Below are 20,683 nucleotides of genomic sequence, written 5' to 3'. Positions count from 1 at the left end.
GAACCGTCCCCTTGTGTCTCTTGTGTCTGAACCTAAAACCTTATTCAACCAGAGAAAGATATTCTTCCCACTTCATAATTTTGAAATATTCCCCTAAAGGACTCTTCCTGTATGTGTTTACGCACGCGTCGTGGCCCGCAAGAGGATAAGCTGTGCAGCAGTCCTCCAGGATAACGCTTTTAAACCCGTAGGCAAAGGCGTCAAAGGCCGTTATCAGAACGCAGTAGGGAGTGGTTATCCCTGCAACCGCAACCCTTTCCACCCCATTGTCCCGCAGCGTAATATCCAGGTCGGTCTTAAAGAAAGAACTCATCCGCCGTTTTTCTAAAACGATGTCGCTCTTGAGCGGCTTGAGTTCGTCAATTACTTCCACGCCGGGGGTTCCCCGGAGGGCGTGGGGCTTCATCTTTCCTCCCAAAAATAAACAGTCCGTCGGATAAAAACTGTCGCAGGCAAAAACGACCAGCAGCCCTTTTTCGCGGGCTTTCTCCAGCATTTTCTGGATGGTTGGAATAATTGTCTTGGCCTGTCCGCTGATCCCGGTATGAAGATCGGTATTGATATTATCCTTAAGCATATCGACTACTATTACGGCGTCTTTCATCTTTAATCCCACTCTCCCTTATTCAGGCATTACTATATTGCCGACCGTTTCCGAACAACGGGGGCACAGTGTCGGGTGCGCGGCGTTCTTTCCTGCATCTTCATGGTACATCCAGCATCTTTCACATTTGTCTCCCTGCGCCCGCCGGACTTTAACTGCCAGGCCGTTTACCGCCGCAGGGCTGGAAATATCTGCCTGCGACACCCGGTGCAAGTTTACCGAGGAGACTATGAAAAGGGTGGAAAGCTCTTCCGCCGAGTCCCGCAGGAAATCGAAAAGTTCACCCGAGGCATATAAATCAACCGCCGCCTCGAGTGAGTTGCCGATTGTTTTGTCCCTTCTCGCCTGTTCGAGGACACGGGTTGCTTCCCCCCGCACTTCCAGAAGCCTTTCCCACTTTCTGTCCAGTTCAACGTCCAGGTATTCCTCATTGACTTCCGGCAAATCGGTCATCTGTACGCTGACCGGCGTTCCTTCCTGTTTCGGAAGATAGCCCCAGATTTCTTCGCTGGTAAAGGCGAGGATAGGTACCAAAAGACGAACCAGCACATTTAAAGTTTCGTGCAGAACAGTTTGCGCCGACCGCCTCTCTTTAGAATTGGCCGGAGACGTGTAGAGCCGGTCTTTGATAATATCCAGGTACAGCGCGCTCATGTCAAGAACGCAGAAGCTGTGCACCGCATGATGAACTACATGGTAATCATAATTGCTGTATGCCGTCAGGACGCGCTGGATTAACTGGTGGAGCTTTAAAAGGGCCCAGCGGTCAATCTCGGGCATTTGTTGATAGGATACTCCGTTGGTTTTTAAAGAGAAATCATATAGGTTGCCTAAGAGGAACCTGCAGGTGTTGCGGATTTTCCGGTAAGCGTCGGACAGTTGGTTTAAAATGTTTGGCGAAGCCGCCAGGTCGCTGCGGTAGTCCGTCGAACTGACCCACAGCCGCAGAATATCGGCGCCCATTTGCTTGATTACCTTCATCGGGTCAACAACATTGCCCAGGGATTTGCTTTGCTTGTACCCTTTTTCGTCAACCACGAAACCGTGCGTCAGGACAGCACGGTAAGGCGCTTCACCGCGGCTGGCGATTGCGGTTGAGAGGGAACTGTTGAACCATCCCCGGTACTGATCGCTTCCTTCCAGGTAAAGGTCAGCCGGCCATCTTAAGTCCGGCCAGATTTCGGGTTGTTCCAGCACACCTGCATGGCTGGTTCCGCTGTCAAACCAGACGTCCATAATGTCATTTTCTTTATTAAATACGGTCCCGCCGCAGTCGGGGCAGGACAAACCTTCGGGAACAAGTTCCGCAGCCTCGCGGGCAAACCACACGTCGGAACCATGAACGCGGAACAGCTTCTGTAAATGAGCGGTGGTCTCTTTGCTGATAATTTCCTTTCCGCAGCCGGCGCAGTAGAAAATTGGTATCGGCACCCCCCATGTCCGCTGCCGGGATATGCACCAGTCGCTTCTGCCGGCTACCATGTTGTAGATGCGTTCTTCACCCCAGGGAGGGATCCACTTTACGCCGTGAATAGCGTCGAGGGTATCCTGGCGGAACCCTTCCACGGAAGCGAACCACTGCTCGGTAGCCCTGAACAGGATCGGTTTTTTGCAGCGCCAGCAGTGCGGGTACTGGTGTGAAATTGTTTCCTCTTTGAGCAGGTGTCCGCTTTGCAAAAGCTCCTCTTTGACCTTATCGTTCGCGTCGCTATAGAACAGCCCGGCAAATTGAGCGGCTTCTTCGGTGAAAACACCGTGGTTGTCAATCGGCGACAGCATCGGCAGGTTGTATCGCAAGCCGACGAGGTAATCTTCATGGCCGTGGCCGGGGGCGATATGCACGCATCCGGTGCCCGCATCCAGGGTTACATAAGTATCCAGGACCAGTTTTGATTCTCTGCCGAAGAATGGATGCCTGCAGCAGACGCCTTCGAGATCCCGTCCGGCAAACTCATTCAGGATCTGTTCGCAGGTTAAACCCGCGGTATTGCAAAAGTTTTCCAGAAGTTCTTTGGCAACCAGATATTTGTTGTCCCCGCTCTTAAACAGCGCATATTCGTAGTCGGGATGAAGGCAGATGGCAGTGTTCGAAATCAGTGTCCAGGGTGTCGTCGTCCAGATGATCACCCAGGTGTCCTTTTCTGGCAGGACGCCCTTGCCGCCGGTTACGGAAAACCTCACATAAATCGAAGGAGAGTGCTTATCCTGGTACTCGACTTCGGCCTCGGCAAGCGCCGTCTCGCATGTTGCGCACCAGTAGACCGGCTTCAAACCCTTGTAAATAAAGCCCCTCCTGGCCATTTCCCCGAAAACCCCGATCTGGGCCGCCTCATAATGGGGCATCAGCGTCAGGTAGGGGTGGTCCCAGTCCCCGCGCACCCCCAGGCGTTTGAATTCGTCTCTTTGAATGTCGACGAATTTGAGCGCATATTCCTTACATTTGTTGCGGAATTCCACGGTACTGATCGAATGCCTGTTTAAGCCCAGGCTTTTGATTGCCTGCTGTTCTATCGGCAGTCCGTGGGTGTCCCATCCGGGCACATAGGGCGCGTCGTAGCCCGCCATGGAGTGGTATTTAACCACAATGTCTTTGAGGATTTTGTTTAAAGTATGTCCAAGGTGGATATGGCCGTTGGCGTAGGGCGGCCCGTCATGGAGGATAAACTTTGGCCGTCCCGCGTTTTTTTGCTGGACCATGCGGTAAACATCTATATCATTCCAGAATTTCAGGATTTCAGGTTCGCGCACAGGCAGGTTGGCCCTCATCGGGAAATCCGTGCGGGGCAGATTCAGGGTCTTGCTGTAATCCATTTTCTTTAAACACCTCGAAAACAAAAAATATCTTGGCTTGCTTACATAAGATCAACGATTTATATTATATTAGAAAGCATTGTTAAACGTCAATGTTTCCAGGAACTCAAAACAAAGGGGTTGTATTAAATATGCCTGTTTATGAATATTCCTGCGGCGATTGCGGCAAAAGGCTGGAGATACTGGTCAGGTCTTCCGATGAAGAAGGGCTGTCCTGTCCTTTTTGCAAGGGAGCTTCCCTGGTACGGGTTATGTCCTCTTTCGCATACCACCGCAGCGAGGGTGACCGGCTGGCCAGTATCGACACAAGCACAAGGAGCAGCGAGGATTATTATAAAGACGATCGCAACGTCGGCCTCTGGGCGAAGAAGCGCATGAAAGAAATGGGCATGGATCCAGAAAAGGAATTCGACGGTGTAATCGAAGAGGCGCGTAAAAAAGCGGCGGACGATCTTAAAGAGTAATGAACAGAAAGGATTCTTATGGAAAAGAGAATTATCTGCGCTCTGGATTTTGACGAGCCGGCCAGGGCTATGGGACTTGTCCGGTCCCTTGACGGGGTAGTGGATTTTTTTAAAGTGGGCATGGAACTGCAGCTTGCCGGTGGAACGAAAATGCTGCAATGGCTTTTGGATAACGGCAAACGTGTTTTTTTAGATATGAAGTACTTTGATGTTCCGGAAACTGTCCAAAAAGTTGTCAGCCTTGCAGCGCGGCTTGGTGTGGATTTTCTAACGATTCACGGAAACGGCGGGATTATCGAGGCTGCCGCCGCCGGCCGGGGTAATTCGAGCTTGAAACTGCTCGCGGTGACTGTTTTGACATGTTTGGACGCCGCGGATATTTTGGATTTCGGTTACATCTGTTCCGTTCAAGAACTGGTCCTGGCCAGGGCGAAAAAATCCATTCAGGTCGGCTGCGACGGAGTAATTGCTTCCGGTTCCGAAGCTGCCCTGTTAAGGAGGGAACTTGGCAGGGATATATTAATAGTAACTCCCGGAATACGCAGCCCCGGAAGCGCTGTTGACAGCCACAAGAGGTCGGTGACTCCCCGGGAAGCAATCGATGCGGGGGCCGACTACCTGGTGGTTGGCAGGCCAATCACCAAAGCCGCTGACCCAAGGAGCGCAGCTTTAAAAATCCTGGAGGAAATCAGTTGATTTCCTCCAGCAGGGTTTCTTTTTTGGTTAGATAAGCGCAGATTATGGCTATTACGTAGCAAAACGCGCCGGCGATAAAAGCCCAGACGTAGCTGTGGGTGTGGTCAAAAATCCAGCCGCCCAGTATCGAGCCTATAAAACCTCCCAGACCGAATGCGGAGGAGATCAGTCCCATTATTGTGCCGAGCGAGCCCGTTCCCAGCGAGTAGCCCGCCAAACCCGGCAGAGACATGGCTTTGCCTCCGTAACCCAGGGAATAGATAGCCACGAAAATATAGAGCATCCATAGATTTTTAACAGTCATTAAATACAAAAAGGCAATACAGCACATACTGCAGAAAATAATCAGGCTTTTCTTAAAGCCGATTTTGTCGCAGACAAAACCTGCCTGCAGTCTCCCCAAACCGCTGAATAAACCGACCAGCCCCATCGCGCTTGCCGCCGCCAGTTTGGGGATGCCCATATCCTCGGCAAACGGCACAACGTGGGTGGAGACAATCAGCAACGCAATGCAGGTGAAAAATTGATTGCCGTAAAGGTATAAAAAGGTCCGGTTGGAGATTAGCTTTTTAATCAGCAGGACGAGATTGGGGTGGGGCTTATTAAGACCGTTGCCGGGATGATTATTTTTCATGCCCAAAGGCAGCAGGCCTATTTGCCGGGGTTCACGGACGATGAAAAAGGCGGGGACGAACATAAATAAGAAAAGAAGGGTCCCTTCAGCGAAAAAGCCTGTCCGCCACCCGTAAATGGGAATGAGATAACCTACCAGCAGGGAGATGATGAAGGCGCCGAGGCCTATTCCGCACATGCTGACGCCCAGGGCAACCCCTCTTTTTTCTATAAACCAATTTTGAACGACTGAAGATGGAATTGAATAGCAGCATCCCATGCCGAGGCCGGCGATGACCCCGAAAAAGAAAAACAACTGCCAGTAGCTGTGAGCCATACCGGATAAAAGAAGCCCGCCGCCCAAAAGAAACCCGGCCACCCAGACGGTAATCTTGGGGCTGTATCGATCCGCCAGGATACCGGTTATAATAGCCGAAATTCCGTAAAACAGGTTGTTAAACGAAGCCAGGGAAGATGTGAGCGTCCTGTTCCAGCCAAATTCCCTGGCCAGATCAAGGACATAAATGCCGAAGGTCAGCTGCGCTGCTGACGTCATCCCGACAAAAGTAAGGGCTATAACAACGATCCAGCCGTAAAAAAGCTTCGGAGTATACTGTGGGCTGTCGGACAATTTGCAGTCCATTTCCTTTCTTTAGTTAAACCTGCTTTGACTTCTTTTTTTTAACCAAATATGTTAAGATAATTGCAATTATATAACAGACTGCCCCGAGGGTAAAGCCAAAAAATAACTGTGGGTATAGTCGAATATCTAGCCGCCAAGCAAAGAGCCTGCAAAAGTGCGATTTTGAACCTTCATTCAAGGAACGAGTGAACCCGATGTTTTTTTATTTTTATTGATGAACCAGATTTTCCGGTCATGTAGAATGTTAAGTGTGCCGGAAGAAAGGAGGGCCTTAGAAAATTTTAAGAAATAAGAAAAACATGAAAGGATTTCGATAGGAGGATGAATGTTTTAAATTATTTTTTTAATCCGAAGTCAGTGGCTGTAATCGGCGCTTCCAGCGACAGCTTTAAGGCTGGCGGCCAATGTCTTATGAGCCTTTTGCAATGCGGGTATAAGGGAACTATTTATCCTATAAATCCTCATCATGAAGAAATATTCGGCGTGAAGACTTATCCTTCGGTTACCGAATTGCCTGAAGCTTTCGACATAGGTTTAATCGTTGTCCCTTCCCAGGCTGTTAAAGAAGCTGTTCTAGACTGCGCAAGAGCGGGAGCGAAGGGAGTTATAATTATCAGTTCAGGATTCAAAGAGGCTGAAACCGGACAGGAGTTGGAAAAAGAAATCTTACAGTCGGCGATTGAGACAGGAGTGAAAATAATCGGGCCGAATACCCTGGGATTAATAAATACCGCCTGTTCTTTAAATCTTTCCTTCGTACCTCTTTTAAAAGAGGTTCCACGGGGTCCAATCGGATTGATCAGTCAAAGTGGAGGAGTTTGTATGCTTGTTCTTTACGCCTTGCTAAATGAAAACATAGGAACAAGCAAGGCGGTTGCTCTGGGTAATCGCTGCAACGTAGAGTTTTCCGACATCCTGGCTTATTTCGGCAGTGATCCTGAAATAAAAGTAGTTTTAATATATCTGGAGGGAATAGAAAATCCCCGTCTTTTGCTTGAAGAAGCTAAGAAAATAACTATGTTTAAGCCCGTGGTGGCATATAAAGTAAGAGGATCCGAGGCCGTTAACAGGGCAGCGTTTTCTCATACAGGGACGATGACCGGTAGTTTTAACCTTTACCAGGCCGCCTTTCGGGACGCTGGGATTGTCAGCGTGACAAGCATTGATGAACTAATAGATACGGCCAAGATCCTTTCTCTTTCGTCTATTCCGCGGGGCAACCGGGTAGGTATCGCTACCGTACAGGCCGGCCTGGGGATCATTTTTGCCAGCGTCGCCGAACAAGAAGGCCTGAAATTAGCGGAGCTTGCGCATTCTACTATAGAAGCGCTTGATAACTGTCTGTCTTCAATGGCCCGTTATACTTTACACTCCAATCCTATAGATATAACCTTTGGGGTATCGGATAAGCAAATTATTATTCAGACGCTCAGGCTTATAATGCAAGATAATAATGTTGACATGGTAGCTTTATTGAATTCTCATCATTCGGAGTATACGACGAATGTTCTGGAATCTGTCGAACAGCTTGCAGCAGCCGGAGAAATCACCAAACCTTTTGTCCTGATGCAGGATTCACCCGCAGAAGCGCTTGACAGTAAGCTAAAAGATATTGAAAGCAAAAATATACCTGTCTATAGGTTGCCGGATAGGATGGCCCGGGCGCTGGCCAATTTATACCGATACGCTGACATAAGGCAAAAGAAAGGAACAGTCATTTCAGAGCAAAGCTCTCAGGCAGCGTTGGATGAAGCCAAATCCATTCTTGCCGGAGTTGAACAAGAAGGGCTAAATGTTTTAACTGAACCGGAAGCAAAAGAATTTTTGTCTGCAGCTGGGATCCCTGTTACCCCGGTTAAAATAATTGAAAGATCAGATGAAGCATGTCGTGCGGCAGCTTCATTGGGAACGCCGGTGGTCTTAAAACTTGTCTCTCCTTTAATCGTGCACAAATCAGACATCGGCGGGGTTAAGCTGAATTTAGCCGGCGAAAAAGAAATCAGAGAAGCTTATGAAGAAATTATATTGAAAGGCAGATACTTTGATCCCCGGGTCCGCGTAAGCGTTCAACCTATGGCCCCTCCAGGTATAGAAGTCATCGTCGGAGCTATTACGGACAGCCAGTTCGGCCCGGTTATAATGTTTGGCCTGGGAGGAACAACTGTAGAGGTTTATCAGGACGTCTCCTTCAGGCTATTGCCTTTAAATACCCTGGCAGCCAGAGAGATGATCCAAGAAATAAAGGGATTTTCTTTGTTGCAAGGCTACCGGGGCCGGGTGGCCGTCAGTCTTGAACCGATTGTCGATATCCTGATGAAAATCTCAACTTTGGTAACAACTTTCACACAGATTAAAGAAATTGATCTGAACCCTGTAATTGTTTATCCAAATAAAGCGTTGGTTGTTGATTCACGTATTTTATTAACCGGACATTCCAAATTAAAATACGTAACTCGCCTGAGTAGACCCCCATGCTGCTAATGCAGCGCCATCAGAGGATGAAAATTCGTCAGCAAAGGGAGGGCAAATGCCTTAAAGTGCGATTTTGAGCCTTTATTCAAAGAACGAGAGAACCTCTTAAGGTTAGCGAGGGAAATGTTTGAGGCGTATGCGCTTAAGTTTGACTTAAGCCCGAGGGTGAACGAGTTCGTAAGTTGCGAACATAGCGCGTAGACAGTTGACCTTCCTGAGGATAGTTAATCTTCAGGATGTTTAGCCTTTAAGAACCGTCCCTGTTTGTCATAATCAGGGAAATGCAGGTGAAAAACTGATTGGCAAAGCAGCCTAAAAAATACTTGTTGACAATTAAACTTTTAAAAGTCCAGACATCATTTAAACATTGATCGATGTATATGTTAGTGGTCTTTGTTTTTTCGGCGCCGTATGGCAAAAGACCTTTTTCCTCCGGGTTTCCGGCCATAAAAAAACTGGCCAGGATCATTATTGAAAAAAGAAATGCCCCTTCGGCAAAAACCCCCACCCTCCAACCATAGTGGGGAATAAAATAACCGACCAGCAGGGAAATCACGAAACTGCCGATGCTTATGCCGCACATGCTTATTCCAAGCGCTACGGATCTCTTTTCAATAAACCACCTCTGGACGACGGAGGAGGGTACGCAATAACAGCAGCTTGTGCCAAGGGCGGCAATAACCCCGAAAAACAGGTACATCTGCCATACGTTGCGGGAAAATCCGCACAGGAAAAGACCGCCTCCGAGCAGAACGGCGGAAACCACAATAAGCAGCCTGGGTTTGTAGCGATCGGTTATTGTTCCCGCAAGAACGGCTGCAAGGCTGTAGACAAAGTAATGGACCGAACTGATTGAAGACGTCAGCGTCCTGCTCCAGTGGAATTCGGCGATCAGTTCCTTGACATATATTCCGTAGGTCAACTGGGCCGCGGCTGTTATGCCGACTAAAACGCAGGCTGCAAGCACAAGCCAGCCATAAAAAAACGCCGGTTTGTTTTGTTTATCGTCTGACATGTCTGACCCTTTCGTTTTTTATTATATTTCTGTCGAATCCGCATATTTCCTACTTTTTATAAATAATGTTTATGCCGTTTGGCGGATAAAATTTTTAAGAGCCCGGCAGGAAATAACAGCGCGTGTGTCTAAAATATACATCTAATAAAGATTTGGTTAACCAAGCATAATTAAGGAGGAGATTTCAGGTATGGATTTTGATCTTTCAGAGGAGTTGCAAGATATCCGAAGACTTGCCCGCGATTTTGCCGAGACCGAAGTAAAATCTACTGTCGATGCTGATGACAAGGCGCACCGCTTCCGCCCCGATCTTGTCAAGAAGATGGGCGAACTGGGCTTTTTCGGCTGCGCCGTTCCCGAGGAGTACGGTGGAAACGGCATGGGTTATGCGGCTTTAGCCATCCTGGCTGAAGAAACGGCCAGGGTGTGGAGTTCCCTAAGGTTGGCTTTTGCGGCAAATTTACTGGGCCCTGCAATGACCATCCTGCGATACGGCAGCGATGAGTTAAAAAAGAAATACGTTCCGCCGCTGGTCAATGCGGATGTATTCGGCTGCTTTGCCTTAACGGAGCCGAATGCCGGCTCCGACGTGGCCGCCATGAAAGCCAAGGCCATCCTTGACGGAGATTATTACATTATGAACGGCAGCAAGATGTGGATCTCTTACTGCACTGTAGCGGATGTGGGGCTGGTTTACGCCTACACCGATCCTTCAAAGCCGGTAAAAGGAATGTCTGCCTTTATCGTAGACATGAAGTCGGAAGGAATTACCAACGAGGCTATTACCGAAAAGCTTGGCAACTGGGGCGGCCCGGTTGGCTCGATTACATTTGAAAACGTCAAGGTTCCGAAAGAAAACCTCCTGGGCAAGGAAGGACAGGGTTTTGTTATCGCTATGAAACAGCTCGACGATACCCGCCTTGCTTCCATGGCCGGCGCTCTTGGCGTCGCCCAAGCCTGCCTGGATGCGTCAGTTGAATACTGCAACCAGCGCGAGCAGTTCGGCCAGCTGATCGGCAAATTCCAAATGATCCAGGATCAGATCGCCCAGATGGTGGTGGATATAAACGCCGCCCGCCTGATGGTTTACAAGGTGGCTTTCCTGAAAGATAAGGGCCGGGCATGCACACTGGAGACCTCCATGGCCAAGCTTTTTGCCGCTGAGACGGCGAACAAGTGCGCTGACTACGCGATGAAGATTTACAGCGCCTACGGATATTCCGAGGAATACCCGGTGGCCAGGTTCTTCCGGGACGCCAAGTACTACCAGATCGTCGAGGGTACGAGCAACATTCAAAAGACAATCGTTGCCAACGACGCCTTGGGCTACAGAAAGGCCAACAAGTAGTAAGTAAAAAACGGACACGTATATTCAAAGCATAAAGCATAACGTTTTTTTATAAGAAAATAAAAAAAGCAGGGGGTTAGGCATTATCCTTTCCCTGTTTTTTTTATTCCTCATAATCCTCTTGGCTTTACTTCTGTGTCCAAAGTGCCCCCGATGTGAAAACCGGTTTTTGATAATCTATCAACGCCAACTTCTAACCTGATGATAGTATCGCCTGTACTGACGCCAGAAGTTGTAATAATATTAAAAGTTGTCACAGCGCCTGACAATAAGGTCGAGACAGATGTGCCCCCGGTTGTTGGGGCTATAACGCTTGCCAAATTATCAACTTTGTAAATAGTGTAAGCTCCCAACCGATAACCCTTTTTTATGAGGGTAACCCCATCAGTGGCGATGTTTTGAAAAGCAATCGAATCATTTGTTGTCGAAATATCATAAGTAGTGGCATACCGAAGACCGTTTCTGTCGCCATTTTTACCATCTACAATTTCAGACAAAACTTTTTGCGCTTCCTGGTTTATTTTTGTTTGTTCCATGGTATATACGTAGACTTTACTCGATTGGGTATAATAGGACGCAATAATTATCACGATGATTGACAGAATGAATAACCCCACCATGAGTTCTATGATAGTAAAGCCTTCTTCTTTTATTTTTTTCATACGACCAGTTCCAGGTAGGCCAATTGAGAACTACCCTTTTTTATTGTGATTTTAATTGATTTTCCATCGAATTTACCATCGCTGTTGAGATCAATATCTGTGGGTGTAGGGACATTTGCTTGAAAATTATATGTTGCGTTTATTCTTGTATTGAAAGCAGTTACTTTGCCGCTGTCATATCCTGATATTAATTCTTCTGCTAGCTCCTGAGCCAAGTTTTGGGCGAGGTATTTTTCATTACTTTGCTTAGCTTTAAGCTTTTCTTTTTCAAACATTATCCCCAAAGGAATTAACAAAATAGAAATGATCAGCAAGGTCACTATTATTTCTATTAGAACAAAACCTGCCGTGTTTTGAAGTTTCTTAAGTTTCACTATAACTCTCTCCAAGTCGGTTTGTTAATTTCAACCTGCAATGTTCCCCCAAATGGGTATGTCCCGCCGGCCCCAGAGCTATATGTTACCAGTCCACTGCCGCTTGATGCGTAGTCATAGCAAATAATTGAACCTGTTAGTTTGCCACTATTAGGAACAGTTACTGTAGCATTAGGCGCAAATACGGCTCCATTTTGGCTAATTACAGAACCATCACCATTAATTGTAACGTTATCCCCTTTTGATATAATACATCCATTAAATACACAACTATTTGAAATTGTAATGTCAGCAGTGGCGCTGTTGGAATAAAGCGATCCAAATATTCTTTTGTCACCGGTAATACTAATATTATTTGATCCGTTATAGTAAATCATTACATTGCTGATATTTCCGTTGTTGTTTATTGCGCCGCCGTTAGTTATTACCAGGCTGGTGTCAACATAAATTGTTAATTTCCCCGTACCGCTTAGAGCTATGGATCCCTGCTCTAAACTAAGAGTTCCGACTCTAATTATCCTTTCCGTACTTCCCGTATTTATCGTTAATGTTCCGTCATTATGAATTGAAATTGTGCTGTAATAACCGTCATCGCTTATTGAACCACCGGAGTATCCTATGTCTAGACTGCCCCTATTTGTCAGGGTCGGGAAAGAAGGAAAATCAGGCATTGAATAAGTACGGATGGCAAGAAGGTTATTTATGGTACCCGTGACATTAGAAGGACTGTTAACAACTGTTGACGGAATACCTCCGGGGCCTATTGAAAGATTTCCATGAATACGAGCGCTATAGGGAATATAAACACCATCGGTTGCCGTCGTGTTTGTGCCGACATTGCCATTGATTGAAGCGCTTCCTTTACTGCCCATATTTATACTGTGAATCGCAAAGACAGCCATGTCGAACTGCGGGCTGCTGCCACCTCCGCCGCCTTGAGCAGTATAATAATGAAAGGTTGCTTCGATTGTTCTTACGCTGTTGCCTGATACCCCTTTAGATCTAACTCTGATTTGATCTATGTCTGCACTGCTGCACCAGACTTTGAAGGAATTACCTGTTTTGAATCCTTGCGTTTCGCTTTGAATCCACGGTGTTGAACTGTCATCTGTATACGGGTAAAAAGTAATAAGTTTGTCGGACAGCATATTTTGCAATTGGTGTTTGGCTTCATTTATTCCTGATTCTGCCATATAATATGCCTGAGACCGGTTGCTGACTCTCTTTTGTTCTTGAACACGTCCTAGGCTGATTGTCAAAACGGCTCCTAATATCAAAGCCAGCGCGGTAATCAAAATAACCGCATATACCATGATTGAACCTTTTTCATCCGGCTTAAACATACATGACCCCCCTTTGTTTTTAGCCGAAATTAATAATACGTATAATTATGTTTATTTTAAAATATATTGTAAAAAAACAATAATAAAATCTAATTTTATCGATAATCAGCGATAATGTTATGGTATAAGTCATCAGGGAAAAGCTCATCCCCCTAAAAAGAGATATAATGGGAGAATAAAGTTTAGAATGAGCAAACGCTAAGCAGGAAAAGTGGCTCCTGATTTCTTAAAAACCTTATTGTACACTCACGAGTAGCCCAAGAACAAGTAGTTTGTCTATACAAAATCTCTATATTCAAATACTGAAGGGGTGACATTTTCGTTGGTGTTGACATAAATAATCATTAGGCAACACTCAGAATTTCTTTATGCCTTTTAATGAAACAATCCTTTTCATTCTTTCCATAATATCTTCGGTCTTTCTATAAAAAACTTTAATGAAAAATTGACTTCTAAAAAACCTATTTTTTTGAAAGATTAAAACCGGTAATTATTAATGTTTGTTTTTATCTGTAATGACCTATCTGTCATAGTATCTGTCATAGGGACGGTTCTTCTTAAAGGGTTCAATTGGAAGTTTTGCGAAGAAAAAGGGCTCAAATATCAGGCAACTCCTGGTTTTGAGCCTTAATCATCAATAACGCGCTATAGCTGTATCGCAAAATTTTCAATTGCCCCAGAAGAATGAAGTCGCTTTGCTCCCAGCTATGGGGATTCAATTTTTTATCCTGGCTTTTTAATCGGTGATTCTTTTGAATTTGTACCCGATCTTCATTAAATGTCCGGTATCTTTAAGGCAAAACCGGCTAAAATTAAACACACCTACCCCCTCCCCATAAATGGGTTTTCTCCAAAAAGTTTATTCAAATGACCGGCTATTATGGAGAAGGCCCTGGATATACCGAACGCATAGCCTTCATTTTTCCTTTCTTGCATACAGGGCAAACCGTTACATCCTTGCCTAAAAGGATATTGAGGATCTCAATAGTTGTAAGTCCTTCGAATTTAGGTTTGTAAGCAGGGCTGGAAGTTAGTTTTCTGCACAGCTTAAGCTTTGTTTTTTTATTGCGGTTAGCAAGTAGGCCATAATGTCTGATCTTTACAAAGCCCCTTGGAAGTATATGCATTAAAAACCGCCTGATAAATTCAACGCCTTTTAATGTGATTATCTTTGTTCCGTTGCCTTTATTACGGTCTCTATAAGCCGGCGGCGTCACAAAAAAAATAAGAAGAAGGAATTTGCTAGACAAAATAGAATTATCTGTTATCAAGATTAATAGTTAAGTCCGACGGCACATCAGCAGCGAGTAAAGGTGGCTGTGGGAAGAAGGATAAATATAGGAGGCGCATACCATGAATTCATTAGTGCCGCCGATCTCACAAGTATTTAGAGGCTCAATCAGGGCTTTTCAGACATTCCCTGTTACCATAGGAAGCGCCCTGGCGTTCGCGGTTGTGACGATGATCAGGATTCAACTAAATTGGCCACAGCAGGAACCATATAATCTTCTGTTCAACAGTCTGCATTGGGCTTTTGCGCTGGGAGCTATTTTCAGCCTTGCTGCGATAACAGCAACCCAAAGCCGGTTCAACACAAAAAAAGCATTCCTGGTTGCCAACCTGCTCGGTGTCGCGGTCGTAGTCGCAGCCTTCCTAATGCTCTATCTGCTTGGCGGAACTAAATCGGGCCTTGATGATTCAAGTTTTGTCAGGGTGTCGGTCATAGCTGCATCGCGTGTCAGCGCTGCAATTCTGATCAGTTTTCTTGCCTTCATTATCCTGGCCGGCTATCCAGAAGATCAGTCAGACTTTGCCCGTTCATTTTTCATGACGCACAAGGCTTTTTTTATCGCCCTTGTCTACGGCCTGGTAATTATGGCCGGTACCTCAGGAGTTGCAGGCGCTGTCCAAATCCTCCTTTACAGCGGTATGAGCGAGAAAGTTTTTGAATATACCGGGACTTTAGTCGGATTTCTTACTTTTACAATTTTCATCGGTTATTTTCCGGACTTCCGCAAGGGACAGATTGACGAACGCCTCGAGGAAGCCCAGAAACAGCCGCGGTTTATTGAGATACTTAATGTAGAAATTCATGTTGATCCCCAACATGATGTTTTTAGTTATTGGCTCAACCTGAACGCGTTGCATGTTAAAGAAAAGACGTAATCAGGTATTTAGGAATCAGGGTACATAAGGGTAAAGTAACCATAAAAAAAAGGAAGATGTTCAGTATGAAGTTGGAAAAAATTGATCACATCTGCATTGCAGTTAAAGATGTTAAGAAGGCTGAAGAACTATTTGCCGGGACATTCGATTTAAGAGCAGTTGATCACTATATTGATGAGAAAGAAAAGATAAGCGTTGCAAGGTTTATGATTGGGGAAGTCGCTTTCGAACTCATGGAATCTACCAGTCCGGACGGCGAAGTTGCCAGATTTATTGAAAAAAACGGTGAAGGTATGTTCTTAATATCTTTTAAAGTACCTGATGTAGAAGGCAGCATGGAAGAGCTTAATAAAAAAGGCCTCTCCCCAATTGATAAAAAACCAAGGAATTGGTGTGGAAGAAATTTTACTTTTTTACACCCAAAGGATTTCGCAGGAGTTTTAATTGAACTAATTGAATAACTCTTTGCTGCCCTATAAGTGCATTTGTCGTTAATTCATAGTTTAAAATGGCAAGGTATCCCATATCCGGAACCCTTGCCATTTCTGCATTTTATGGTGGACCGTGAGGGCATCGAACCCCCAACCTGACGATTAAGAGTCGCCTGCTCTACCAGTTGAGCTAACGGTCCATAGTCAAAGTTGGTCGGGATGGAGGGATTTGAACCCCCGGCCTCTTGCTCCCAAAGCAAGCGCGCTAGCCAAACTGCGCCACATCCCGCAAGAAGTCTTGAAATACAAAAATAGTATAGCACGTTAAAACAGGTATATCAAGAGCCACTTGAAAAATGAAGATATACTGCGCTATTTCCATGTTTATCCTTGCTTTTGAGGTTTCAAGCCTTCTTTTTTTGTCAAAGCCTGCTATATTTTGGAGATTCTCAGAGGTTCTTTAGAGGATTTTCTTTTCTAAAGTTGAATTTAATGATACAGCTTACTTTGGTAATATTATCCCTGGGAGTTTTACCTATTGCAGATTACCACAGAACAAATGCAAATGCTTCTGAAAACAAGCCGTTTTTTAAATTCCCAGCTCGAACTTGAGAAACTTCTCGAACTGGTGCTTGAAAGGGCAATGGCGGTTGTATCCGCCGAAGCGGGAACCCTTTGGCTGGTTGAAGAGGACGGTTGCCTGGCGCCTTTTGTAGCCAGGGGTCCCAAGGCTGACGCCTTAAAAGGCCTGCGTCTTAAACCAGGAGAAGGTCTTGCAGGGCAGGTCGTGACGGAAAATGAGCCGCGCCTGATCAAGAATGTTCACCTGGACGCCTCGTGGGCCGGGCGGTTTGACGACGCGACAGGGTTTGTCACCCGTTCCCTTTTGTGTATACCTTTAAGAGGCCGGAAAGAAGTAATCGGATGCCTGCAACTTCTAAAATAAAGAAAGGGAGCAGTATTTCACGGAATCGGACTTGTATATCGTGCTGGCTTTTGCCGGGCAGGCGGCAATTTCCCTGGAAAACAGCCGGCTTTATACCTGGCAGGGAATGCTCCTGAACAGCCTGATCAGAGTGCTCGCCTCATCTTTGGATGCCCGCGACCCTTATACACACGGCCATTCCGAGAGGGTCAGCCAATATTCCGTAATAATTGGAAAAGGACTCGGATTTTCACCCGAAGAATTGGAATTGCTGGAAAGGGCTGCCCTGCTGCACGATGTGGGCAAGATTGGTATTCGGGACAATGTTCTTCTTCAGAGGCCGCTCTCTTCCGAAGAGTGGAACATTATGAAAATGCACCCGGAAATCGGCGCTCATATCCTTGCCGATTTGGAACCCCGGCAGCTTGCCGAAGGGATTTATGAAGGAGCGATGTACCACCAGGAAAAATTCGACGGCAGCGGCTATCCCCGGGGGGTAAAAGGATACGATATTCCCCTTGTGGGCAGGATAATTGCCGTTGCGGATACTTTTGACGCAATTACCACCGACCGCCCTTACCGCAAGGGAGCTGGTTTCGCCGAGGCTTTAAAGGAGATTTCCCGCTGTTCATGTACCCAGCTCGACCCGGAAATAGCGAATGTTTTTGTGGAAATAATGGAGAAGAAATAAAACTATTGCGTCCAAAACACAGTTATTTCGCTGTTTACAACCGGCTCGCCATTCTGATTAACGGTTGTCATCTCATAAAACACATACTTGCGTTCCATTTTGACGAACTTGTTTTTCACGGTCACACTGGTTACAAGTTGGTCACCGGGAAATACCGGCCTGATAAATTCGAACTTCTGCCTCGCGTGGACCGCCGCGCCGGGGGGGATTTTGCCTTCCGACTGAAAAGCGGAAACTATATATATGGCTGCGCTTGTCGGCGGCGCTATAATACTGCCGTAAAAAGAGTTTTTACCGTTTTCTTCAGCGCAGTAAAGCGGGTTTGAGTCAGAAACGGCTTCAGCGTATTTAAAGATTGTTTCTTTGGTCATCGTGAACTCGTGAGGTTTAAATTTTTGCCCGACTTCAAGTTCTTCAAAACTGATCATCTTTTCCTTCTCCAAAACTGATCCCTCCCGGCCAAAATAAAGAAATTACAGTTTCGCTAAAGCTGTTGCAGTTCCTGTAATGATACTGGCGTTCTCCTGATTTGTACAGGCGACTTTGCAAGTTACAATGCCCCTGTCGCCTGAAGCTTTCTTTGTATTAACTTTGCCCGACACCGTGATTGTGTCACCGGGCCGTACGGGCGCATGAAAGCTTATTTCCATGGCGCTTCCCGAGTACCACCCGTCATTAAAAAAGTTGGCCATCATTTCTGAAATATAGGCAATAGTAAGCAGTCCGTGGGCAATTGTGCCTTTAAACACTGTTTGACCGGCAAACTCCGGATCTATATGCTGCGGATCCATATCGCCGGAGGCCTGGGCATACTTGTTGATGATCTCCTGCGTGACCTGTTTTTTAACCTCCGGAAGTTCCATTCCTAATTCAATTTCGGCAAACTTTTTTAAATCCGGGCGCCTGGTATTCATAAAACTTTCCCCCATGGTTTTTTATCTTGTTTTTCTTCATCCGGGCAGGTTTTTCCTGCCTTGGGCCTTTAAGTCAAATAAAAAATGCAAAGATGAGTTTTGGCCCGGCGAGAAGAAGATCTATAACGCGCAGTTGAAAAACGGTTTTAAATCGCGTGTCAAAGACAACAAGGTTGAAAACCGGCGCGACCTTCATTTGAGGAGGGTGGCAATTTCTCGAGTTTGTATAACGATATAAGGCGGTCAGTAAAAAGCCTTTTATTCCCCATAACCAGCCGGCTGCCAGGGCGGTGTAATACGCGTCGTGCGTGCCGATCCTGGTTTCCCAACTAACATGTTCCATTTTTGCCCGCCGTATTAAAAAGATAAATAACGCTTTTAACGTTTGCATTTTGCGGGTGGAAAAGTTTTTGCTTTTCTTAAAATCAGGCCAGTTTTTACCCAGGGGGAAGGCGCTTTCTTTTTTATATAGAGTGACAGGCAGGGCATTGACCTTTATTTCCAGCGTACACTCTTCTCCCCGGCAGGAAAAACAGATCAAAAAAGTAACGGGAACCATCAGGATGATGGTAACTAAAACAAAAAAAGCTGCAATCAACCACCCGGGCCAGCTCATGCCATACCTCCTTCATAAGTAATATTTTCCACCGGCCGGCGCCTGTCTATGCGTTTTAGCAGCGGTTTTTACAACGTTTTTACAACGAGCTTTTATTATTGCGTTAAAAAGCCTGGTTTGTTATAATTTGTTGTAAAGTTTTTGCATTTAAATATCAGATACTGGAAGCCTTTTGTATCTAATTAAGGGAGGTTAGGTTCGAATAATGAAAGAGGTAGTAATTGTCAGCGGAGCAAGAACACCGATCGGTACTTTTGGCGCTACTTTGAAGGACGTGCCTGCGTTTAAGCTGGGCGCCCTGGTGATCCGGGAATCGCTGAAAAAGGCGGGATTAAGGCCCAAGTCGGGGCCGGAACTGATGAGTTTTGGGGCTGAGGCCTTGAAAGACATGGGAATGCCCGATCTGGAAAAGAAAGCTTACGATTGGGACGATTCCCTGCCTGAAGTTCAGATTGATGAAGTTATCATGGGTAATGTTCTCCAGGGAGGCCTGGGGCAGAACAGTGCCCGGCAGGCGGCAATCTTCGGCGGCATTCCAAAGGAATCAAACGCTTTTACCGTCAACAAGGTATGCGCTTCAGGGATGAAGGCTATTGCCCTGGGAGCGCAGGCGATTATGACCGGCGACGCGGAAGTGGTTATTGCCGGCGGAATGGAGAGCATGAGCTGCGCCCCCTATATTCTCCCCAAAGCCCGCTGGGGCTACCGGATGGATGTTACATCCAAGGGCGAATTGATTGACATGATGGTTTTGGACGGTGTCTGGGAAATATTCTACGGATACCATATGGGCAACACTGCGGAAAACATCGCCGCAAAGTACGGCATCACCCGCCTGGAACAGGACGAACTGGGCCTTTTAAGCCACCAGCGTGCCCGGAAAGCCATCAAGGAAGGCCTCTTTAAAGAGGAGATAGTTCCTGTGCCCATTCCCCAGAAAAAGGGTGACCCAATCTTTTTCGACACAGATGAAAGGCCTATGGACACCTCCTTGGAGAAAATGTCCAAGATGGCCCCGGCTTTCCGCAAGGACGGCACTGTTACGGCAGGAAACGCTTCAGGTATAAATGACGCCGCCGCTGCTGTGCTGATGATGACGGCGGATAAAGCTAAGGAGTTGGGACTGCAGCCGATGGCCACTTTCAGGGGCTTTGCTGGAGGCGGTGTTGATCCTGCTTACATGGGTATCGGCCCTGTTCCGGCTGTAAAGAAGGTCCTCAGTAAGACCGGCCTTTCTCTTGCAGACATGGATGTGATCGAACTTAACGAGGCCTTTGCCGCTCAGGCAATCGGCTGCATAAGGGAACTGGGCGTAAGCCTTGACAACACCAACCTGCTCGGCAGCGGCATATCCCTGGGGCATCCAATCGGGTGTGCGGGAGCAAGGCTGATTGTTACCATGATCCACGAAATGAAGCGCAATAACCGGAAGCTGGGTCTGGCGACGATGTGCATCGGCGGCGGCCAGGGCGCGGCGATGGTTTTGGAAAGAAAATAACTGACTGAACAATAAACAAGGCAAGATGGACCTGGAAAGGTTTTTAACGGTTTTTCCAGGTCCTTTTAATTATTTCTATTTGAGTTGTCTGCTGTGCCCCGGAATGTTGAAAGGCTGCGGGAAATGGGTTTGGAGGTTTTGATAATTGCCGACGACAACGCTTCCACGGCGCTTGCCGTTACTGTCAAGGCAAGGATAAACAGAGGTATTGCCGCAGGACAAAGCCCGTAAAATGGAACACGTAAAAAAGAAAAGCGGAAGTTGTTTTATTTTTTTATCAGGGTTCTTAAATCCTCGATTGAGAGGCTTGTTTTATGTAGCATAGCATGGCAATTTGGGCATACAGGTTTCAAATCGTTTTCTGGATCAACCTGATATTTTTCGTGAATCTTATTTAG

Annotated in this window: 18 protein-coding genes, 2 tRNA genes and 2 pseudogenes; 8 read left to right on the top strand and 14 right to left on the bottom strand. The window is 46.4% G+C overall.

The annotated features are described in order from the left end of the window. Positions 1-40 precede the first annotated feature (40 nt). Both DEH07_07340 and DEH07_07335 read right to left on the bottom strand, forming a co-directional pair. Entirely contained in the window at positions 41-604 is a 564-nt protein-coding gene (locus tag DEH07_07340; protein ID HBY04340.1) for a cysteine hydrolase, read from the bottom strand. 18 nt (positions 605-622) lie between these two features. Next, a complete protein-coding gene (locus DEH07_07335) occupies positions 623-3,415 on the bottom strand; it encodes an isoleucine--tRNA ligase (protein ID HBY04339.1) in 2,793 nt (930 codons plus the stop codon). A 92-nt stretch (positions 3,416-3,507) separates the two neighbouring features. On the opposite strand from DEH07_07335, the gene DEH07_07330 reads away from it, so the two are divergent. After that, entirely contained in the window at positions 3,508-3,879 is a 372-nt protein-coding gene (locus DEH07_07330; protein ID HBY04338.1) for a hypothetical protein, read from the top strand. 18 nt (positions 3,880-3,897) lie between these two features. Continuing rightward, positions 3,898-4,575, top strand: a complete 678-nt coding sequence (locus DEH07_07325) for an orotidine-5'-phosphate decarboxylase (protein ID HBY04337.1) — start codon at positions 3,898-3,900, stop codon at positions 4,573-4,575. On the opposite strand, the gene DEH07_07320 is transcribed toward DEH07_07325, so the two are convergent. After that, the gene (locus tag DEH07_07320) at positions 4,568-5,830 is read right to left on the bottom strand and encodes a hypothetical protein (GenBank protein ID HBY04336.1); all 1,263 of its coding nucleotides are present in this window, start codon (positions 5,828-5,830) and stop codon (positions 4,568-4,570) included. The genes DEH07_07325 and DEH07_07320 overlap by 8 nt on opposite strands. 321 nt (positions 5,831-6,151) lie before the next feature. Between DEH07_07320 and DEH07_07315 the strand changes: the two genes are divergently transcribed. Further along, positions 6,152-8,311, top strand: a complete 2,160-nt coding sequence (locus DEH07_07315; protein HBY04335.1) for a hypothetical protein — start codon at positions 6,152-6,154, stop codon at positions 8,309-8,311. Positions 8,312-8,549: 238 nt separating this feature from the next. Here the strand turns inward: DEH07_07315 and DEH07_07310 are convergent, their stop codons facing one another. Beyond that, positions 8,550-9,317, bottom strand: a complete 768-nt coding sequence (locus DEH07_07310; protein ID HBY04334.1) for a hypothetical protein — start codon at positions 9,315-9,317, stop codon at positions 8,550-8,552. Positions 9,318-9,507: 190 nt separating this feature from the next. Here DEH07_07310 and DEH07_07305 point away from each other — a divergent pair, with 190 nt between their 5' ends. Continuing rightward, positions 9,508-10,665, top strand: coding sequence for an acyl-CoA dehydrogenase (locus DEH07_07305; protein ID HBY04333.1), 1,158 nt, complete (start codon positions 9,508-9,510; stop codon positions 10,663-10,665). Positions 10,666-10,775: 110 nt separating this feature from the next. Here the strand turns inward: DEH07_07305 and DEH07_07300 are convergent, their stop codons facing one another. The 4 genes and pseudogenes from DEH07_07300 to DEH07_07285 form a co-directional block, all read right to left on the bottom strand. Further along, complete coding sequence (locus DEH07_07300) at positions 10,776-11,327, bottom strand: hypothetical protein (protein ID HBY04332.1); 552 nt, start codon at positions 11,325-11,327, stop codon at positions 10,776-10,778. Beyond that, complete coding sequence (locus DEH07_07295; GenBank protein HBY04331.1) at positions 11,324-11,701, bottom strand: hypothetical protein; 378 nt, start codon at positions 11,699-11,701, stop codon at positions 11,324-11,326. Before DEH07_07295 ends, DEH07_07300 begins: the two co-directional genes overlap by 4 nt. Further along, entirely contained in the window at positions 11,701-13,044 is a 1,344-nt protein-coding gene (locus DEH07_07290; GenBank protein HBY04330.1) for a hypothetical protein, read from the bottom strand. The genes DEH07_07295 and DEH07_07290 overlap by 1 nt, the downstream gene beginning before the upstream one ends. Before the next feature lie 878 nt (positions 13,045-13,922). Next, positions 13,923-14,243 (bottom strand): annotated as a pseudogene (locus DEH07_07285) (IS91 family transposase). A 154-nt stretch (positions 14,244-14,397) separates the two neighbouring features. Between DEH07_07285 and DEH07_07280 the strand changes: the two are divergent. Next, complete coding sequence (locus DEH07_07280; GenBank protein ID HBY04329.1) at positions 14,398-15,210, top strand: hypothetical protein; 813 nt, start codon at positions 14,398-14,400, stop codon at positions 15,208-15,210. A 65-nt stretch (positions 15,211-15,275) separates the two neighbouring features. Further along, positions 15,276-15,671 carry a methylmalonyl-CoA epimerase gene (locus DEH07_07275; protein HBY04328.1) on the top strand — a complete coding sequence of 132 codons (396 nt, stop codon included), beginning with the start codon at positions 15,276-15,278 and terminating at the stop codon, positions 15,669-15,671. 94 nt (positions 15,672-15,765) lie between these two features. Here the strand turns inward: DEH07_07275 and DEH07_07270 are convergent. Beyond that, positions 15,766-15,841, bottom strand: a tRNA-Lys gene (locus tag DEH07_07270). Between the two features lie 11 nt (positions 15,842-15,852). Next, positions 15,853-15,930: transfer RNA gene (locus DEH07_07265), tRNA-Pro, on the bottom strand. Between the two features lie 270 nt (positions 15,931-16,200). Between DEH07_07265 and DEH07_07260 the strand changes: the two are divergent. Further along, positions 16,201-17,257: pseudogene (locus tag DEH07_07260) on the top strand (phosphohydrolase). Positions 17,258-17,259: 2 nt separating this feature from the next. Here the strand turns inward: DEH07_07260 and DEH07_07255 are convergent. The 3 genes from DEH07_07255 to DEH07_07245 are packed head-to-tail and all read right to left on the bottom strand — an operon-like array spanning position 17,260 to position 18,787. Then, complete coding sequence (locus DEH07_07255) at positions 17,260-17,700, bottom strand: hypothetical protein (protein ID HBY04327.1); 441 nt, start codon at positions 17,698-17,700, stop codon at positions 17,260-17,262. Positions 17,701-17,730: 30 nt separating this feature from the next. Next, the gene (locus DEH07_07250; protein HBY04326.1) at positions 17,731-18,186 is read right to left on the bottom strand and encodes an acyl dehydratase; all 456 of its coding nucleotides are present in this window, start codon (positions 18,184-18,186) and stop codon (positions 17,731-17,733) included. 58 nt (positions 18,187-18,244) lie between these two features. Further along, positions 18,245-18,787, bottom strand: coding sequence for a hypothetical protein (locus tag DEH07_07245; protein ID HBY04325.1), 543 nt, complete (start codon positions 18,785-18,787; stop codon positions 18,245-18,247). A gap of 205 nt (positions 18,788-18,992) precedes the next feature. On the opposite strand from DEH07_07245, the gene DEH07_07240 reads away from it, so the two are divergent. Further along, complete coding sequence (locus tag DEH07_07240) at positions 18,993-20,285, top strand: acetyl-CoA C-acyltransferase (GenBank protein HBY04324.1); 1,293 nt, start codon at positions 18,993-18,995, stop codon at positions 20,283-20,285. A 266-nt stretch (positions 20,286-20,551) separates the two neighbouring features. On the opposite strand, the gene DEH07_07235 is transcribed toward DEH07_07240, so the two are convergent. Then, positions 20,552-20,683, bottom strand: a 132-nt coding sequence (locus DEH07_07235) for an HNH endonuclease (protein HBY04323.1), incomplete at its 5' end; no start/stop codon positions are given.

The organism is Desulfotomaculum sp., from assembly GCA_003513005.1.
Classification (GTDB): domain Bacteria; phylum Bacillota; class Desulfotomaculia; order Desulfotomaculales; family Nap2-2B; genus 46-80.
The sequence above is the reverse complement of the archived record's forward strand: the minus strand, read 5'-3'. Positions and strand labels throughout refer to the sequence as shown.

What these genes read in the sequence shown, in the direction of transcription:
- DEH07_07335 (HBY04339.1), bottom strand. Translation starts at nt 3,415, where the DNA reads ATGGATTACAGCAAGACCCTGAATCTGCCCCGCACGGATTTCCCGATG.
- DEH07_07305 (HBY04333.1), top strand. Translation starts at nt 9,508, where the DNA reads ATGGATTTTGATCTTTCAGAGGAGTTGCAAGATATCCGAAGACTTGCC.
- DEH07_07250 (HBY04326.1), bottom strand. Translation starts at nt 18,186, where the DNA reads ATGGGGGAAAGTTTTATGAATACCAGGCGCCCGGATTTAAAAAAGTTT.
- DEH07_07340 (HBY04340.1), bottom strand. Translation starts at nt 604, where the DNA reads ATGAAAGACGCCGTAATAGTAGTCGATATGCTTAAGGATAATATCAAT.
- DEH07_07310 (HBY04334.1), bottom strand. Translation starts at nt 9,317, where the DNA reads ATGTCAGACGATAAACAAAACAAACCGGCGTTTTTTTATGGCTGGCTT.
- DEH07_07275 (HBY04328.1), top strand. Translation starts at nt 15,276, where the DNA reads ATGAAGTTGGAAAAAATTGATCACATCTGCATTGCAGTTAAAGATGTT.
- DEH07_07300 (HBY04332.1), bottom strand. Translation starts at nt 11,327, where the DNA reads ATGAAAAAAATAAAAGAAGAAGGCTTTACTATCATAGAACTCATGGTG.
- DEH07_07320 (HBY04336.1), bottom strand. Translation starts at nt 5,830, where the DNA reads ATGGACTGCAAATTGTCCGACAGCCCACAGTATACTCCGAAGCTTTTT.
- DEH07_07280 (HBY04329.1), top strand. Translation starts at nt 14,398, where the DNA reads ATGAATTCATTAGTGCCGCCGATCTCACAAGTATTTAGAGGCTCAATC.
- DEH07_07330 (HBY04338.1), top strand. Translation starts at nt 3,508, where the DNA reads ATGTTTCCAGGAACTCAAAACAAAGGGGTTGTATTAAATATGCCTGTT.
- DEH07_07325 (HBY04337.1), top strand. Translation starts at nt 3,898, where the DNA reads ATGGAAAAGAGAATTATCTGCGCTCTGGATTTTGACGAGCCGGCCAGG.
- DEH07_07290 (HBY04330.1), bottom strand. Translation starts at nt 13,044, where the DNA reads ATGTTTAAGCCGGATGAAAAAGGTTCAATCATGGTATATGCGGTTATT.
- DEH07_07315 (HBY04335.1), top strand. Translation starts at nt 6,152, where the DNA reads ATGAATGTTTTAAATTATTTTTTTAATCCGAAGTCAGTGGCTGTAATC.
- DEH07_07240 (HBY04324.1), top strand. Translation starts at nt 18,993, where the DNA reads ATGAAAGAGGTAGTAATTGTCAGCGGAGCAAGAACACCGATCGGTACT.
- DEH07_07245 (HBY04325.1), bottom strand. Translation starts at nt 18,787, where the DNA reads ATGAGCTGGCCCGGGTGGTTGATTGCAGCTTTTTTTGTTTTAGTTACC.